Annotated in this window: 15 protein-coding genes and 1 pseudogene; 4 read left to right on the top strand and 12 right to left on the bottom strand. The window is 39.5% G+C overall.

Annotated features, from left to right (window positions below):
* Window positions 1-419 precede the first annotated feature (419 nt).
* From AACQ83_RS11555 to cysE, 4 genes are all read left to right on the top strand, one after another.
* On the top strand, window positions 420-857 hold the full coding sequence (locus tag AACQ83_RS11555; RefSeq protein WP_112877808.1) for a rhodanese-like domain-containing protein: 438 nt from the start codon (window positions 420-422) through the stop codon (window positions 855-857).
* Window positions 858-926: 69 nt separating this feature from the next.
* Window positions 927-1,403, top strand: coding sequence for a protein-export chaperone SecB (secB, locus tag AACQ83_RS11550; RefSeq protein ID WP_112877807.1), 477 nt, complete (start codon window positions 927-929; stop codon window positions 1,401-1,403).
* Complete coding sequence (gpsA, locus tag AACQ83_RS11545) at window positions 1,403-2,425, top strand: NAD(P)H-dependent glycerol-3-phosphate dehydrogenase (protein WP_112877806.1); 1,023 nt, start codon at window positions 1,403-1,405, stop codon at window positions 2,423-2,425. The genes secB and gpsA overlap by 1 nt, the downstream gene beginning before the upstream one ends.
* A gap of 44 nt (window positions 2,426-2,469) precedes the next feature.
* On the top strand, window positions 2,470-3,291 hold the full coding sequence (gene cysE, locus AACQ83_RS11540) for a serine O-acetyltransferase (RefSeq protein ID WP_112877805.1): 822 nt from the start codon (window positions 2,470-2,472) through the stop codon (window positions 3,289-3,291).
* A gap of 98 nt (window positions 3,292-3,389) precedes the next feature.
* Here cysE and AACQ83_RS11535 read toward each other — a convergent pair whose 3' ends face one another.
* From AACQ83_RS11535 to AACQ83_RS11480, 12 genes and pseudogenes are all read right to left on the bottom strand, one after another.
* Window positions 3,390-4,088: a class I SAM-dependent methyltransferase gene (locus AACQ83_RS11535; protein WP_112877804.1), complete on the bottom strand. Its 699-nt coding sequence runs from the start codon at window positions 4,086-4,088 to the stop codon at window positions 3,390-3,392.
* Between the two features lie 163 nt (window positions 4,089-4,251).
* Window positions 4,252-4,440 (bottom strand): hypothetical protein, encoded by a 189-nt coding sequence (locus AACQ83_RS11530; protein ID WP_112877803.1) that lies wholly within the window; start codon window positions 4,438-4,440, stop codon window positions 4,252-4,254.
* Between the two features lie 265 nt (window positions 4,441-4,705).
* Window positions 4,706-5,194 (bottom strand): tRNA (uridine(34)/cytosine(34)/5-carboxymethylaminomethyluridine(34)-2'-O)-methyltransferase TrmL, encoded by a 489-nt coding sequence (trmL, locus tag AACQ83_RS11525; RefSeq protein ID WP_112877802.1) that lies wholly within the window; start codon window positions 5,192-5,194, stop codon window positions 4,706-4,708.
* 218 nt (window positions 5,195-5,412) lie between these two features.
* Window positions 5,413-6,432: a UDP-glucose 4-epimerase GalE gene (gene galE, locus AACQ83_RS11520; protein ID WP_112877801.1), complete on the bottom strand. Its 1,020-nt coding sequence runs from the start codon at window positions 6,430-6,432 to the stop codon at window positions 5,413-5,415.
* 206 nt (window positions 6,433-6,638) lie between these two features.
* Window positions 6,639-8,096: an undecaprenyl-phosphate galactose phosphotransferase WbaP gene (gene wbaP / locus AACQ83_RS11515; RefSeq protein WP_240000780.1), complete on the bottom strand. Its 1,458-nt coding sequence runs from the start codon at window positions 8,094-8,096 to the stop codon at window positions 6,639-6,641.
* Window positions 8,097-8,183: 87 nt separating this feature from the next.
* Entirely contained in the window at window positions 8,184-9,617 is a 1,434-nt protein-coding gene (locus tag AACQ83_RS11510; protein WP_112877799.1) for a phosphomannomutase, read from the bottom strand.
* Window positions 9,610-11,046, bottom strand: a complete 1,437-nt coding sequence (locus AACQ83_RS11505) for a mannose-1-phosphate guanylyltransferase/mannose-6-phosphate isomerase (RefSeq protein ID WP_192881015.1) — start codon at window positions 11,044-11,046, stop codon at window positions 9,610-9,612. Before AACQ83_RS11505 ends, AACQ83_RS11510 begins: the two co-directional genes overlap by 8 nt.
* Before the next feature lie 17 nt (window positions 11,047-11,063).
* Window positions 11,064-12,227: a glycosyltransferase family 4 protein gene (locus AACQ83_RS11500; RefSeq protein WP_112877798.1), complete on the bottom strand. Its 1,164-nt coding sequence runs from the start codon at window positions 12,225-12,227 to the stop codon at window positions 11,064-11,066.
* The gene (locus tag AACQ83_RS11495; protein WP_112877797.1) at window positions 12,220-13,266 is read right to left on the bottom strand and encodes a glycosyltransferase family 4 protein; all 1,047 of its coding nucleotides are present in this window, start codon (window positions 13,264-13,266) and stop codon (window positions 12,220-12,222) included. Before AACQ83_RS11495 ends, AACQ83_RS11500 begins: the two co-directional genes overlap by 8 nt.
* Window positions 13,267-13,279: 13 nt before the next feature.
* Window positions 13,280-14,548 (bottom strand): O-antigen polymerase, encoded by a 1,269-nt coding sequence (locus AACQ83_RS11490; RefSeq protein ID WP_112877796.1) that lies wholly within the window; start codon window positions 14,546-14,548, stop codon window positions 13,280-13,282.
* Window positions 14,549-15,138: 590 nt separating this feature from the next.
* Window positions 15,139-16,109, bottom strand: a pseudogene (locus tag AACQ83_RS11485) (IS630 family transposase).
* A 54-nt stretch (window positions 16,110-16,163) separates the two neighbouring features.
* Window positions 16,164-17,246 carry a glycosyltransferase gene (locus AACQ83_RS11480; RefSeq protein WP_112877795.1) on the bottom strand — a complete coding sequence of 361 codons (1,083 nt, stop codon included), beginning with the start codon at window positions 17,244-17,246 and terminating at the stop codon, window positions 16,164-16,166.
* Between the last annotated feature and the right edge of the window lie 50 nt (window positions 17,247-17,296).

Below are 17,296 nucleotides of genomic sequence, written 5' to 3'. Positions count from 1 at the left end.
AGATGCTACGCTGATTTTTTACACTTTCAGATAATGCTGTCTTAACATCGAAATTGAATAATAATATACCCAATGGATTTCAAGATGCATCGCGACGGCAAGGGAGTGAATCCCCGGGAGCATAGATAACGATGTGACCGGGGTGAGCGAGTGCAGCCAACAAAGAGGCAACTTGAAAGATAACGAGTATAAACATATTAGCCTACTTATCGTTGAAATGCCTGCATACATTTAGTGTGACAGGGCAGATGCTGGTCATGTACTTAATATGCTTCATTTTCAGGATATTTTTATTTTTTCTCGAAACTCTCCGCAAAATTTGCATTGAGCTTGTGCTATTTGGCTGTAATTGACGCAACACAAAGGTATACTCTGGAGCCTTAGATATTTGTTATTAACCAACGGGAGTTGTTGCCCCCATGCTGCAAGAAATCATGCAATTTATTAACCAGCATATGACCTTAAGCCTCATCTGGATTGCACTGCTGGTTGCCGTTATTGTGACTACAACGAGAGGTTTCTTCTCTAAAACCAAAGAGATAACTCGTGCTCAAGCTATTAATCTGATCAATAAAGAAGAAGCCATCGTCGTGGATTTACGTTCCCGTGAAGATTTCCGCAAAGGGCATATTATTGGTTCATTAAACCTGACTCCTTCTGAAATTAAAGACAACAATTTTGCTGAGTTGGAAAAACATAAAAAACAGCCTGTCATTGTTGTTTCTGCGAATGGCACTGAATCTCGTACTCCGGCAGAAAATCTTATCCATGCTGGTTTTGAACGCGTATGTTCCTTGAAAGAGGGCTTGGTTGGTTGGACAGGTGAAAACTTGCCGTTGGCGCGTGGTAAAAAGTAATCATTTTGGGCGTGAATGGCGACATTCACATAAAAAATCTAATAAGGACATCTAAAGGTAACAATTATTATGTCAGAACAAAGCAATACAGAAATGGCTTTCCAGATCCAACGTATCTACACCAAAGATATCTCTTTTGAAGCACCAAACGCACCGCAAGTGTTTCAGCAGGAATGGCAGCCGGAAGTAAAACTGGATCTGGATACCGCTTCCAGTGAGTTAGCTCAAGGGGTTTATGAAGTTGTTCTGCGTGTGACTGTAACGGCGACTTTGGGAGAAGAGGCGGCATTCCTGTGTGAAGTACAGCAAGGGGGTATTTTCTCTATTGACGGTATCGAAGGAACTCAGTTGGCTCACTGCTTGGGGGCATACTGTCCGAATATCCTGTTCCCATATGCTCGTGAATGCATCACTAGCTTAGTTAGCCGTGGTACCTTCCCACAACTGAATCTGGCTCCAGTAAATTTTGATGCCCTGTTCATGAACTATCTGCAACAGCAGGCAGAACAGTCTCAGGGTGGTGAACAAACTGAACAGGAAGCTTAATGAATAGTACTGTTTCTATGACAGTGATCGGTGCCGGCTCATACGGCACCTCATTAGCCATTACGCTGGCTCGTAATGGTCATAATGTTGTACTTTGGGGGCATAATCCAGAGCATATTGGGGCATTGCAACAGGCGCGTTGTAATCAGGAATTTCTGCCGGATGTTTCCTTTCCTGATAGTTTATTGCTTGAAACAGACCTCATAAAAGCACTAACAGCGAGCCGCGATATTCTTGTTGTAGTGCCTAGCCATGTGTTTGGTGGAGTGCTGAAGCAGGTAAAGCCACATCTACGGCCTGATTCACGCATCGTCTGGGCAACTAAAGGCTTGGAAGCGGATACTGGTCGGTTATTACAGGATGTGGCCCGTGAGATATTAGGCAATGAAATACCGCTAGCGGTGCTCTCTGGGCCAACATTTGCTAAAGAGCTAGCGGCTGGTTTGCCCACTGCGATTGCTATTTCCGCGACGGAATCTGCTTTTGGCGATGAACTTCAGCAATTATTCCACTGTGGCAAAAGCTTCCGGGTTTATAAAAATCCTGATTTTATTGGAGTTCAACTCGGTGGCGCCGTAAAAAACGTAATTGCCATTGGTGCGGGAATATCTGATGGTATGGGTTTTGGTGCTAATGCTCGTACTGCCTTGATTACTCGTGGATTGGCGGAAATGAGTCGCCTTGGTACAGCGCTTGGTGCTGATCCTTCAACCTTTATGGGCATGGCGGGATTGGGCGATTTGGTCTTAACTTGTACTGATAACCAATCACGTAACCGTCGTTTTGGCATGATGTTGGGGCAGGGAATTAGTGTCGAAGAAGCCCAATATCAGATTGGACAGGTTGTTGAAGGTTACCGCAATACCAAAGAAGTACGTGCGTTGGCTAATCGTGCCAATGTAGAAATGCCGATTGCAGAACAAATCTATCAGATACTCTATTGCAATAAAAATGTGAAAGAAGCTGCTCAGGCATTATTAGGAAGAGCCAGAAAGGATGAGAGCGATGATGTGCGCTCTTGAATAAAAATCTAATGAGATAGGTTCTAAATGTGAGAGTAAAAAATATGTCGCTAGAGGAATTGGACGAAGTTTGGAAGAACATAAAAACAGAAGCGAGAGCGCTGGCTGAATGTGAACCGATGTTAGCCAGTTTTTTTCATGCAACGTTACTCAAACATGAAAATCTTGGTAGTGCCTTGAGTTATATGCTGGCTAATAAGCTGGCTACGCCAATTATGCCGGCTATTGCTGTTAGAGAGATCGTAGAAGAGGCTTATAGCTCAGATCAAAAGATGATTGTTTCTGCTGCTCGCGACATCATAGCAGTACGTTTACGTGATCCCGCTGTGGACAAATATTCAACTCCTCTGCTTTACCTCAAAGGGTTTCATGCTTTGCAGGCCTATCGTATTGCCCATTGGATATGGGGAGAAGGACGTAAAGCACTGGCTATTTATCTGCAAAACCAAATCTCGATGTCTTTTGGCGTTGATATTCATCCGGCAGCAAAGATTGGCTGTGGCATTATGCTTGACCATGCTACAGGCATTGTGATTGGTGAAACGGCGGTAGTGGAAAATGACGTATCTATCCTACAATCTGTCACCCTTGGTGGTACTGGTAAAACAGGGGGTGATCGTCATCCAAAAGTCAGGGAAGGGGTGATGATTGGAGCAGGTTCGAAAATACTGGGTAATATCGAAATTGGTCGTGGTGCCAAAATTGGCGCAGGTTCAGTTGTACTTCGTTCTGTTCCACCACATACAACAGCCGCTGGAGTGCCAGCCCGTATTGTCGGTAAACCTGAAAGCGAAAAGCCATCATTGGATATGAACCAACACTTTAATGGTATCAACCACGGTTTTGAATATGGTGATGGTATTTAATTTTTCCAAATATGGGTATGAATGATATTCATCATATTTTCACATATTAAATGTGAAAATATGATCTAGAATACTTAACTTATTAAATCTTATATAAATTATTTTTTTGCTACACCTATTATAATATAGTGCCAATGTTTAGGAACTATTTTATTTAGAACTTTATTATCTAACACCCCTAAAAATCTTCTTTGAGATTCACTCCTGCCAAATGTAGCAAGGAAGCCTAATGTTGTATAATTAACATTTGAAAATGCTGACAGATAATCTGTCATTTCATTGACGGTGACATAACCCCAGGCATTTCCCCACTTAATATAATTTCTTCTAAAAAATTTATGCAATGGCGATGCAACCAAATTTTCTGCAAACCAAAACTCACCACCCTCTTTTAATGAGTGAAAGATTTGATTAATAGCTTCTTTTTGTGCTGTTTTATTTGAATTATAGCCGATACTGCCTAATACTGATTTAAACATAACGATATCAAAATGGTTCTTATATTTAATATCCAATGCACTCAATTTTTTATATTGAATGTTATCTTCTATATTATAACGTTTATGTTTCTCCAGTGTCTTTGGTGTAGGGCCATTTAGATCGGTACATAGGACATTTGCACCATTTAATGCAGCCCACAACGATAACCCACCATTTTCACTGCCTATTTCTAGAGTATTAGCTGATTTTAATTCTAAGCTAGAATTATCTTGCCAATATTTTAAGGCATGGCTCCAATTGTATATGTCCCATTCTATGACATCTTGGAGAAATTCTTTTGAATTTTTTGCTTTCATAGAGTAACCAATATATATCAATGAAAATGAGTTGTCTTAATACTAACTTTATTGAATTATTATGATCTAAATAGTTTTAAAAAAACAGTAGATCATTTGAAGAAATTAGCCCGATTTGAGTTATATGAGTCAATTTTTAAAGAGATAAAATCACTCAATCGGGTTATTCTATACTAATCATAGCACCTACGTCCCGTAATAAACGATGATTTAGCGCAAAAACTTGTTCAGAAAAACCCAGGATAAAAGCTACGTCTAATGTCTTCCTATTTTCCTCTACCCATGCTTTTGGCGGATATGGTATTGGCTGGCTGGAAAGCTTACCTGCTGGGTTTAAGTAGCGCTTATTCATCTCATTTAATATGTTCCTGTGATTACAGATTGCTACATTCCTGAGCTGATAACCATCGTAGTTAATTATTTTACGTACCACACTTCATCCGAGAACATGACAAAAATGGGTGCTTGGCTCATCGTGAATCTGGTGTAGAGTAGAAAACTATTCTTCACCAGACCCACATAAAGAAGAAAAAATTGCCGCGATACGATAAATAAATAACACGTTGGGCTATTGTAAGAAAGTGTAGCGATATTAGTCACGCTTATTTAATGACACACTAATTTTTTATGATAGCGCCTTGATAATCTAATTGTCGCCAGGCTTCGAAAACGACAACAGCGACTGAATTGGAAAGATTCATACTGCGGCTGTTTGCCAGCATTGGGATACGGATTTTTTGTTGTGGTGGCATATTATCCAGTACGTAAGGCGGTAGCCCTCTGGTTTCCGGCCCGAACATTAAATAATCCCCGGCTTGATAACTTACCGCACTATGTGCCGGCGTTCCTTTCGTTGTGAGAGCAAACAAACGAGCAGCAGATCCTTCTATTAACTTTTCATTCTCTAAAAAAGCGTAATAATCATGATGTTGTTTAACATTGGCAAACTCATGATAATCCAGCCCGGCTCGACGTAGCCTTTTATCGTCCCAGGTAAAACCCAAGGGTTGAATCAAATGCAATTGGAAACCGGTGTTAGCACAAAGACGAATAATATTACCGGTATTAGGTGGGATTTCAGGTTCAAATAATACGATGTTTAGCATATGCCCCCCAGAAACAAGGGGCACAGATTAGCAGAAATCAGGAGGGGATGCAGGGGGATCTCTGTGTCGATATTTTCATCTCTGATTTATCGGTTGGAAGATTTCTCAGAAACGACTTATCTCTGGAACACATGTATTTGCTTTATAGGAAGTGGATAATCACTTGGATTTATTCTTAATCTGCCTCTTTTGAGATGCCGGGCAGAGTAACATCTACCTTACTCAAAGCTAAAACCATGAGGGTTATTCTTCTGCCAGTTCCAGCTATCACGCATCATATCATCTATATTGTGTGTTGCTTGCCAACCAAGAATATCGCGGGCTTTGGATGGATCAGACCAACACTCAGCAATATCTCCAGGGCGTCTATCTGTGATTTTATGTGGAATCTCTTTACCTGATGCCTTTTCAAAAGCATGAAGTAGTTCAAGTACAGAGTAGCCAGAACCTGTTCCTAAATTAAAAACTTCATAGGATTGCTGTTTATTCAGATAGTCAATGGCGGCAATATGGCCTTCAGCCAAATCCATCACATGAATATAGTCACGAACACCAGTGCCATCTTTGGTTGGATAATCGTTGCCGTAGACTGATAAACATTCCAGACGACCAATAGCAACTTGAGTGATATAAGGCAACAGATTATTGGGAATACCGTTAGGGTCTTCACCAATCATACCTGATGGGTGTGCACCAACAGGATTGAAATATCTTAGACTAGTAATTTTGAAACTTGGTTCGGCTGCGGCAAAATCTTTTAGAATTTGCTCAACCATCAGCTTGGAAGTGCCATAAGGATTAGTTGTACCACCAACTTTGGCATTTTCCGTGAGTGGTACAAATTCAGGATCGCCATAAACTGTTGCAGATGAACTGAAAATCAGTTGATGTACGTCATTGGCACGCATGGCCTGCAACAGAACTAGGGTACCAGTGACATTGTTTTGATAATATTCAAGAGGTTTTCTGGTGGATTCACCAACCGCTTTTAACCCGGCAAAATGGATGACTGTGTCTATTTTGTTTTCTTGGAAGATTGTATTAAGTAAATTTAAATCAAGTATATCACCTTGATAAAACCTCACTGATTTACCAGTGAATTTTTCAACTCTACGAAGAGATTCTGGTGATGAATTGCAAAGGTTATCAATAACAACAACATCAGTTCCTCTTTCCAGAAGCGCTAATGCTGTATGTGAGCCGATATAGCCGACTCCGCCGGTGATTAATGTAACCATTTGGACCCCCTGATAAATTTTTTAACCGTAGTATTTGGTTTAGTTGTATGCGAGCTTAAAAGTTTACTTTTCAAATATTTTTATTAAGAAACTGAAAATAAGCCGTTCCTTGTCAGAAGAGCAGATAAAAAAGCAGGCTTCAAACCTGCTTTTTCAGTGATACTATGCATTTATGAGATACTATGGTACATAGTTTTATCCCACGACTAATAGGCACCATCTCGTTTAAGCACCACATTGATTGTTTTAAATAAAATCGCAATATCATTCCAGAGTGCCCAATTTTTTACATACCAGCTATCAAGATATACGCGAGTTGTATAGTCAATATCGTTACGTCCACTTACCTGCCATAGCCCTGTCATACCAGGTTTTGCCATGAGGTAATATGACTTGTCATCTCCGTAACGTTCAAGTTCTTCCTGAACGATGGGTCTTGGGCCAACGAGACTCATCTCTCCTCTTAGTACATTGATCAACTGTGGAAGCTCATCAAGACTGGTCTTACGCAGGAAGTGGCCGATAGGGGTGATTCTTGGATCATTTTTGAGCTTGAAATCCTTTTTCCATTCTTCCATAGCGTTCTGATCTGTCTTGAGCAGATTTTCCAGCACTTCTTTAGAATTGATAATCATAGAGCGAAACTTCAAACACTTAAATCGGCGCCCTCCTTGCCCTATACGTTCATGACCGTAGAAGGGGGATGCCCCATCACGGGAAACTTTCCAGCCGATAAAAAGAAATAGAGGGGAAAGGAGTATCAACAAAAGGGAAGAAACGACAATATCGAAACCACGCTTAAGAATACTCGACGATCGTCTAGCCAAATTGTTCTTAACCCTTAGCATCAAAAGTTCATGGCTAAAAGAGTGAGACATATCTGTGCCATAGAGTGGCACTCCACGTAAGGTTGGGATCACTGAGATATTACGAACACTATGAGCAGAGAGATAACGCAGCCACTCGTCCTGTAGTTCATTCTGTTCATATTCAAGAGCGATGAAGATCTTATGTTGATGGTACTTTTCAAGCAATTGCTCAGGAGTGAGATGGAAGAGCGGAAGAGTTTCCACCGGACTGACAGCACAATTATTGTCTGGAGTAACAAAGCCTATAACCCCAAAGCCAAGTAAAGGTTCGCTGCATATAGCCAGATAAGCTTCACGAGCGTTATTTCCACTGCCGATGATGATAGTTGGCATACTCCAGTATCTAAGCTTAATTAATAACAGTTTAGTCAGCCATCGGCAAAATGGCAGAGCAAACATGACAATCAGCCAGAACATTGCCCACTGGTAGCGAGAAAAATTCCATTTAGAGATAGCCACTATTGCTAAATCGGCCACAGCCACTCCGATGATCATCAATAGAGTTTCCCTTAGTTCATTCCAGAATGGCTTGTGATAAGTGTAATGTCGCAAATGTCCCCAGGACCAGAGAAGAGTAGCGAAGGTAATTGCCAGAAAACTCCATGCCCTGGCCACATCCGATCCGTTTTTAAAGACAAGGGAGAATGAAACATCGGTACGAATACTTTCAAACCACCATGAAAGCGCAAAAGCGCCAGCCATAGTTAGAAGGTCACTTGCCATCAGAGAAAAACGGTTAACAGATGCTGAATAGTTTCCATATTCGAGATGTCCGTCCTTGGAGTATCGGATCATTTCTTTTGAATCCATAATATAATATTTACCTAAATTCGAAAGAGTATTCGGCAAAGGGCCAAGTAAGCGCTCTGCCGTAAGTTGCAATCATTTTTGGGTTGCAAGTGAGTCTAGACAGGTTTTGACAATCTCTTTTGCTCTATTTACATTTTCGGCTTCAGCATAGCAGCGTAGTTCTGGTGCGTTACCGGATGGGCGCAAGTGCACAATAATATTGTTATCAAGGGTCATTCTTAAACCATCAGTGAGATCAAGATGAATAATTTGGTGGTTATCAAGACCCAATAAAGTTAGTAGTTGTTCCGGTGCCTGAATCCCTTTATCCAAAATAGTGCGGCTCAATGTTGCGGGGAATTCTTTAAGCCTGTCAGAATGCGTATAACGAGGGGGCAGATCATCCACTAATGAGGCAATCCCTTTATCTTTGCTTGCACTCAATGTGATAAGCACGGGTAAAAGCGCATCGCGAGTAGGAAGAGCTGCCAATACTTTGTTTCCTACATCAATATCACTGCCCAGCAAAAAGCCGCCATTAGCCTCAAAACCGGCAATACGTTTAAACTGATGTGAAAGAGGCGTAAACTCCGCAATAACATAGGGAGAGCCGATTTTGGTCAAGACAATATTGGAGAAACGGCCACAACTCTGTACTGCACTGTTGCAGCTTACGGGTACTGCTAGAGCCTCAATGTTTAATGCATCGGCACACAGTAGTCCCAAAATGTCACCTCTCAGCCACTCTCCGTGCTCATCTGCTAACAACGGGCGATCCCCATCACCGTCGGTCGAGAAGATGGCATCCAAAGCAAGTTCATCTGACCAGTTTCTAGCTTTAAGCCGATCTTCCTCAGCGACAGCCTCTGTATCAATGGGAACAAATTGATCAGTACGCTCAAGGGAAATAACTTCCGCACCCAATGATCTGAAGAGAGGAGCATAAAGATCGCGCCCAGCACTGGAATGTTCATAGATACCAATACGTTTTCCTGCCAGCAAATCTGCGGAAAATAGAGAGCGGTAACGATTTATATATGCTTCTGAGGCATCTGATAAGACAGTCAGTGATGTCATTTCAGTAAGAGGTTCAAAAATAACCTCTGCCGATAGGATAGCTTCTTCGTCTGCTTTAGTGATTTCTCCATCGGGGCGATAAAACTTGAGTCCATTACGGTCAAAGGGGATGTGACTGCCGGTAACCATGATGCATGGCATGCCATCTTGCATTGCCTTATAGGCAAGCGCAGGCGTTGGTATCACTCCATAATAGACAGGTTCAATGCCAACTTGGAGAAGGGCTGTCGCACAAGCTATGACCATATCAGGACTGCTAGGACGGTTGTCGATAGCTAATGCAACTTGGGTTACCTTATATTGCTTCTGCATTACCGATACGAAGGCGTGGGTAAAAGCGGCGCATACATCTGGGATAAAATCAACAACTAGTCCACGGACTCCACTAGTACCAAAGACGACACCACTGGCGGCAATGACCTCCTGGCTACTCAGTTTTTTGCTATTCATTTTCTTTTATTTCCACTCTGCCATAACGATCACTGAGGCGGACAACATCGTCATCCCCTAGATAAGAACCAGATTGGATCTCTATCACTTCCAGCGGAACTTTCCCCGGATTTTCGAGAGTATGGACAACGCCCACAGGTATATAGGTAGATTCATTCTCGGTAACCAAATAAGACCTGTCCCCCTGAGTTACTCGGGCAGTCCCTGCGACCACGATCCAGTGCTCTGCACGATGATGATGCATCTGGGTAGACAAGCTTTCTCCTGGCCTCACAGTAATGCGCTTGACCTGATAACGTTGCCCTTTATCAATGGCATCGTATCTTCCCCAAGGGCGATAGACTTCCTGATGTAAACGATGCTCTGAACGCCCGGAGTCTTTCAGATTCTCGACAATCTTCTTTACATCTTGTACTTGAGATTGATCTGTAACCAGAACAGCATCTTTGGTCTGAACCACAACCAAATTTTTTACGCCGACAAGACTAACCAAGCTGTTTTCAGAGTAAACGTAATTGCTGCTGCTATTGTGTTGCAATACATCCCCTCTGAATACATTACCATCATCATCCTTTTCCGATATGTCCCACAAGGAGGACCAAGAACCGACATCGGACCAGCCGGCAGACAGAGGAACGACAACGGCATCAGCCGTCTTTTCCATAACTGCATAATCAATCGATTCACTTGGACAGGCGAGAAATGCCGACCTATCTATTCGCACGAAATCGAGATCGGGATTAACAGTCCCTACCGCTGCCACACAGGCTGAATGAATATCGGGTCGGAACGTTTTGAGTTCGGTCAAAAATCGGCTGGCACGAAACAGAAACATGCCGCTGTTCCAGTAATATTCGCCACTCTGTAAATACTGTTCTGCGGTCATTGCATCTGGTTTTTCGACAAACTGTGCCACGGTAAAGGCATCCTCCTGCTTGGATCCACGGCGAATGTAGCCATATCCGGTTTCTGCATGGGTAGGTATGATACCGAAGGTGACAAGTTTACCTGCCTCTGCATGAGGGATCGCCTGTCTCACCACATCAATAAAAGTCTTTTCATCCCGAATCACATGATCTGCCGCCAGCACCAATAACAGGGGATCTTCACCTTCGTTTACGGTTTGAAGAGCGGTAAGCGCTGCCAGTGCAATCGCTGGTGCCGTATTGCGCCCAGCTGGTTCGAGGATAATGTTATGTGCCAGTTTGCCCAGATGTCGCAACTGCTCAGCTACCAAAAAACGATGATCTTCGTTGCAGATCACTAAAGGGGATTCTGTTGATAGTTCATTTAGGCGCTGTACTGTTGTCTGCAACATGGTGAACTCACCATCAAGATTAAGAAACTGTTTTGGGTATAACTCGCGGGAAAGAGGCCATAACCGACTGCCTGAACCACCGGCCATGATTACGGGAACAACTGAACGCATAACAATATCTCGATTGGTTAATAATGAATTTGCTTTCTTGCTTGAAACTGTTGCCATTTGTCTTCTACAAAGGAGGTAAATTCCTGAGCAAACCTTGTTTCTGAGAAACGTTCGGCATTTTTACGGCAGGATTGTGGTTGGATCAGGCTAGTGTTACGTTCAAAACGCTCCACAGCTGCACGGAGCGATGTCACATTTTGCTCTTCGAAAAATAATCCTGTAGGATTATCATTTCCTAATGGTCGAACTGTTTCGAGAGCTCCGCCTTTACCAAAAGCAATCACAGGAGTGCCACAGGCTTGCGCTTCAACGGGTGTAATACCAAAGTCTTCTTCAGCTGCAAATACAAACGCTTTGGCGCGTTGCATATGAGACTTAAGCACATCAAATGGCTGATAACCTAGCAAAGTGATATTGGGATGGCCATCAGCCAAGGTAGCGATCCGTTTGTATTCGCTGCCATCACCTATCACGACCAATTTTTGGTCCGGCATCTGAGTAAAGGCTTCAACAATTAGATTCATTTTCTTATAAGGCACCATGCGTGAAGCGGTGAGATAAAAATTTTCCTTTTGTTCAACGTAAGGAAAATCATCTACGGCAACTGGTGGATAGATAACAGTCGCATCACGACCATAAACTTTTTTGATTCGTCTGGCGATAAAATGAGAATTAGCAATGAAATGGTCAACACCATTAGCAGTACGGTAATCCCATAGCCGTAATTTATGTAACAGCCATTTGGTGATCCACCCTTTAATTCCTTTATTTAATCCTGATTCTCTTAAATATTGGTGTTGTAGATCCCATGCATAGCGCATTGGAGAATGAACATAGCTGATATGTAATTGATCGGGTCCCGTGAGTACCCCTTTGGCGACGGCATGAGAACTTGATATTATTACATCAGCATTACTAACATCGAATTGCTCTACAGCTAACGGCATTAATGGCAAGTACTTCTGATAAAATTTCTTTGCTTTTGGCAATTTTTGTACGAATGATGTGGTTGCTGTCTTATTTCCAAAGTTTATTCTCTGTTCATTAGTCAAAAAATCGACTAAAGAGAACAGAGTTGCCTCAGGATATAAACTCAATATATTCGCTGATACTTGTTCAGATCCTGCATAACTAACTAGCCACTCATGTATTAATGATACTTTCATGTAACTTTCAGCCATTAATTAATAAATTGTACGTTTTTCTCGCGGTTTCATTCCATGAGAATTGCATTGCACGAGCAACAGACATTTGCGAGAGGTTCTTAGAAAATTGAATATTTTGCATTACTTCAATCATAGCATTGGTAATAGCATTTATGTCGAAGGGGTCTACCAGAATTGCTGCATCACCAACCACTTCTGGTAGAGAGGTAACATTGCTCGTTATAACTGGTAATCCACAAGCCATTGCTTCTAACGGAGGTAAACCAAATCCTTCATAAAGAGGAACATAAATAAATGCAGCAGCACAGTTATATAAATTAACAAGGTCTACATCATCTACGTAACCTGTAAAATGAACCCGTTCAGGGATGTTTAATATTCCTGCATCTTTGAAAATTCTATTATTTTTTGCGCCGGCGATAACAAGATGTACATCATTTAAACTAGATGATGCTCTTTTCCATGCTGATAATAGGCGATAAATATTTTTCCTTGGTTCTATGGAGCTGACAGTCAGAATAAATCTTTCTTGAGGCAATTCATATTTTTCATATATATAAGATAATTTTGCTTTGTCTGTAATAGCCACAAACTGCTTATCAACACCGTTATAAACGACATGTACTTTGCTACTTGGTATATTATAAAAGTCGAGCAATCTATTTTTTGTATATTCGGAAACGGCAATAATCGTATCACAATTTTTAACTATCCTGGGAGTAATAAATCGATATAGAGTAGAAAATGAACGAGTTGTCCACTCAGGATGTTCAATAGATGCCAAATCATGAATTGTAACTACATGCCGGCATGATAGATATAGAGAACCGGTATTAGATGGTGACCATAATACATTACTTTTTTGCCGAAACGCAGATAAACGGTATGGCAGATATAACTGTTCCCATAAATGCCCTTTAACACCGGTCATCGGAGTTAGAGGATGAATAGTTGTAAAAGTATCTTTTCCCCAATGTTCCAATACAGAAGATAAATAACGTTGAACTCCAGTTATTTTTCCACTTAATATTTTTGTGTTTACAAAAACATTCACATCATACCTCAATTTAATATTTTCTTTTAATTCTCAGTTTCCAATTTACAACATAGTAAAAAATAAAAACGAAAAATAGGTTTGGAACAGAATAAATGGACATGTTGTAAAAATTAACAAAGAAAATAAGAATAGTTGTTGCATAAATATAATTCAGAGTAAAAAATGATATACTTAATGAACTGCTTTTTTTTATAAAGAGAATCATATGAGTAGTCAGATAACCAGAGATAAAAGAGAGCACTATGACTCCTACCCAAGAAAAACTTACATATCCCCACATATATACTGGTAATCTTAAACCACCGGAGGTAATCTGAGATATATCATCCACTCCGTTTAATATTTTTAGACTATACACAGATGGATTCCATTCATAGCCAAATGGAATTAAACCACCAATAAAGGTTTTTCCATAAGTAAATATATTATCTACGACAAATCTCGATAGAAAATTTAACTGATCTGGAACATCTGGGGCACCAGCCATTGCTCCTTCCAAAAAGCTATCAGCATCACTATATGCAAATCCCAGTAACCACCATAAAGCAGCGCCAAATACATATATAAAAATATATACAGAAAATACTATGCAGAATATAAAACGACTTTTGTAGGCAGCATAAATCAAAACTGGAGTTAATATAGAAAAGCCGATAAAACCTCGTTGCAAACTTAATGCAATGCATATAAATCCAAGTAAAACAACAAACGACAACTTATAATCAAATTTATCTATGATAAGTAGAATAGCCAATGGCAAAAAAACAGGAATTATCGAATTTCCTATCCTAAAAAAAATGGCAACTCGTTGATATGTTTCTTGATATTCACCTCGAAAGAATTTTGCTGCGAGAGGATCACTTGCAAACATAGGAGTAAATCCCATGCTGATATAGCTAATTATCATTAAAAAACATGCAAATAATAATATGATAAATGTTCTATTCTTTAGTTTACTGTCTACATCATAATAGTCCCCTTGCATATGATAGAAAGGTACAAGTGGTAAACTAATCGCTGGGGTTTTTTTTGCAATTATAACGCCTATTAGAAAAGAAATTGCTCCAATTACATTAATTTCTGTATATAAAGAATAAACCTCATATTTTGAATACAATTCATTGAAAAAAATAAAAGGGGCAATATAAGCAATAAGTATTAAGGGAAATCCCAAATGGGCATATATGTTCTTTCTGTTAAACCATATAAGGTATAGTGACAGCGTAGGAATACTAAGCGAAATAATATTCAATAGAGATGATAAATTCACATCTAACATATGGATTTCTCAAAATAAATATGATGATTTAGTTATAGTGGTAAAGTAAACAGCCACAAGTTTGTAGTAAAACCTGCTATTGTCTTTCTAAATTTGCCTGAGTTCAGGCCAGCATTATAATGATTTGGAGTTGGTTATAATATTTCGGAATGTATTAAGTAGTAGCTAGCTTGGTTTTGGTAAAATTCCAATACCTATTCCCGGTATCCATTCTTCTTTTAAATTTCTAGAAAAATTTTCCATAGAGTTGTTGCTCCAAATAGCTGCTATAATGATTCATGTACTAGGTGATTTAGTGACACTAAATCAGTTACTTGAAAGGATAGCTGGTAATGATAGTGACCTCCTTCAAGGATAATATTAATATGGTGGAAGACCGAATTATAGACGTTTCATTCTGAGGAATATGGGCATTGTGAATAAAGTGTCTTTTATAAAACTATAATACATTTAATTTAAAATTCATAGAAAATGGTTAATTGGATGAAAGTGGGATGTTATCTCATCATTTATTCCTAACGTTTTTAATAGGAATGACAAAGACATGCATATATAAATAATTTTTCATAATTGTGATACACCTTCTTTTATTATTCTCTACTTTTCCTATAGGGAAATGAACTCAAAAATATTTTGACTTCTTCGAGCAACTGCCACATATGCTGACAGCAATGATTACGTGTCACCGTTTCATGTAGGGATTGCCACAGGCGTTCAATTTTATTCAGCCAGGGAGCATAAGCAGGTAAAAATAATAGGTTAAATTTTGGATGGCGGACCAGCCAATCACTGACCATCCTGCTTTTGTGAGTGCTATAATTATCCAGAATTAACGTGAGGGTTTCAGCGTGGCAATATTGGCGATTAAGCTCCTTCAATACATTGATAAATAATCGAGAGTTCTTATTTAATCCGCCAACATAAGTGATTTTTCCCGTTTGAACATTCAAGCAACTCACTAGGTAACGTTTTTGATTTTTTCATAGCGTCACCATGCGTTTTTGATGTCCTTTTAAATACCTGTCAGCATCGATTTTTGGGTTCAGTTCGATATCGACTTCATCTTCATAAAAAACGGGATGTTTTTCCGAACACGTTGACAACTCCTCGGTAATTTTCGTCATTTTTTCATGGTATTTGAGATCGGGTAATTTAAGAATCGGGGCCGCCCTTCTCCAAACAGTACCCATTTTATGTAAGTAACGATAAAAGGTGCTGATTGATAATTTTATATTTAATAATGCATTGATTTTAACTATAAAAAGTTCAAGACTCCAACGAGAACACAAGCAACGCAATTGCTGGGGGGAATGTTGCAATAAAAAAGATAGTAAAAGGATAAAGCGGGATTAAATTCTAGACAGCAGATCTGCCCGCCGGCAAGCTTTTTAACCCTTCCAGACCATATAAAGTAAAACAGTTTATCCCGCGATTGACAGAACGACCAGCACAAAGGGTTCTTGCGACCTGAGATACAGACATCGCCTCGATGTAGCATCAACATAGCCATGAGTCTGCGAGCATAATCTTTATCTCGGGTGTTCTGGATAATTTTTTTCATCTGGCGTCATTCATTACGAGGTATCAGTTCTATGATGGGCGTAACTTAGTCCATTTAGTGGTTTGGGATTTTTTGCAATTGATCAGGTCGCAAAAAAATCAACTTATAAAGCTCATCAACTCTTGAGTTGTCTTTTTTATATCTTAATGAGTTCTCAAATCCTTTTTTAATCACTTCTTGTCTGTAGCCAAAGTTAAATAATTTTTCAATTGCATTCAAATATTCTACTGATAAGAACGGATCACCTATTTTTATTCCAGAGTTGCCAAGAATTTCAGCAAGGGCAGATTCTCTTGTTGAAATAACGGGGCATCCATGACTCTGGGCTTCAATGACAACTCTTCCAAAACCTTCATAGATTGAAGCATTAACTAAGCAGAATGCATTTTCATACAATTGGAAAAGCTCGACATCAGATACATTATAATATGAAATACAGAATTCATACTCTGATGTAATATCTTTACTAATGCCAACTGTATATAATTTTAATCCAAAGTTTGTGTATGCTTCTTGTGCAACCTTTAATACCGTTTTAAAATTCTTCCTCGGTTCTCCACTTCCGACATATAAAATATAATTTTTGCTATCTGATATGTTAAACCAAAAACTATCATTCCTCCTTAGGGGATTTGTCAGAAAAAATTTTTTATCTCCAATCTCATATGAACTATCAAAGACATTCGGAATTAAAATTGGTTCAGATTTATTTTTGATAATTTTCAGAGTTTCTTGAGTAAACTTGGAAGGAACTATATAATTTTTTACTCTTATAAATTTAACTTGAAGATAACTTAAATAATCTTTAAATGACGATATATGAGCCTTAAACAAATCACGGTTCCGAAGGTCATGAACAATCAGCGCATATCGTTTAATAAATAGAAATAATGAATAAAATGTACAAGACTCGTCAACAATAATGTAGAAATTTTTCCTTGAAAGGAAGAACAGAGAAAATGGATAGTATATATAGTTAATAATAAAACGTCCTATTTTATATTTAGAGTCTGGGACGTAATAAAAACCGGCGTTTATTGATGTTTTTTGGTTTAACATATCAATAAGATCTTGATTATATTTTCCCACTCCTGTTTTTTCATTCCTTTTTTTTACACCAAGAAAAACAACTTTCATTCAATTTATCTCTCTTTACCTCTTTATATTAAAGAAAACGAATATTTCTA

Origin of the sequence: Photorhabdus sp. S10-54 (genome assembly GCF_963878145.1) — a bacterium.
Taxonomy (GTDB): Bacteria; Pseudomonadota; Gammaproteobacteria; order Enterobacterales; family Enterobacteriaceae; genus Photorhabdus; species Photorhabdus kayaii.
This window is presented reverse-complemented; position numbering and strand designations above follow the sequence as displayed.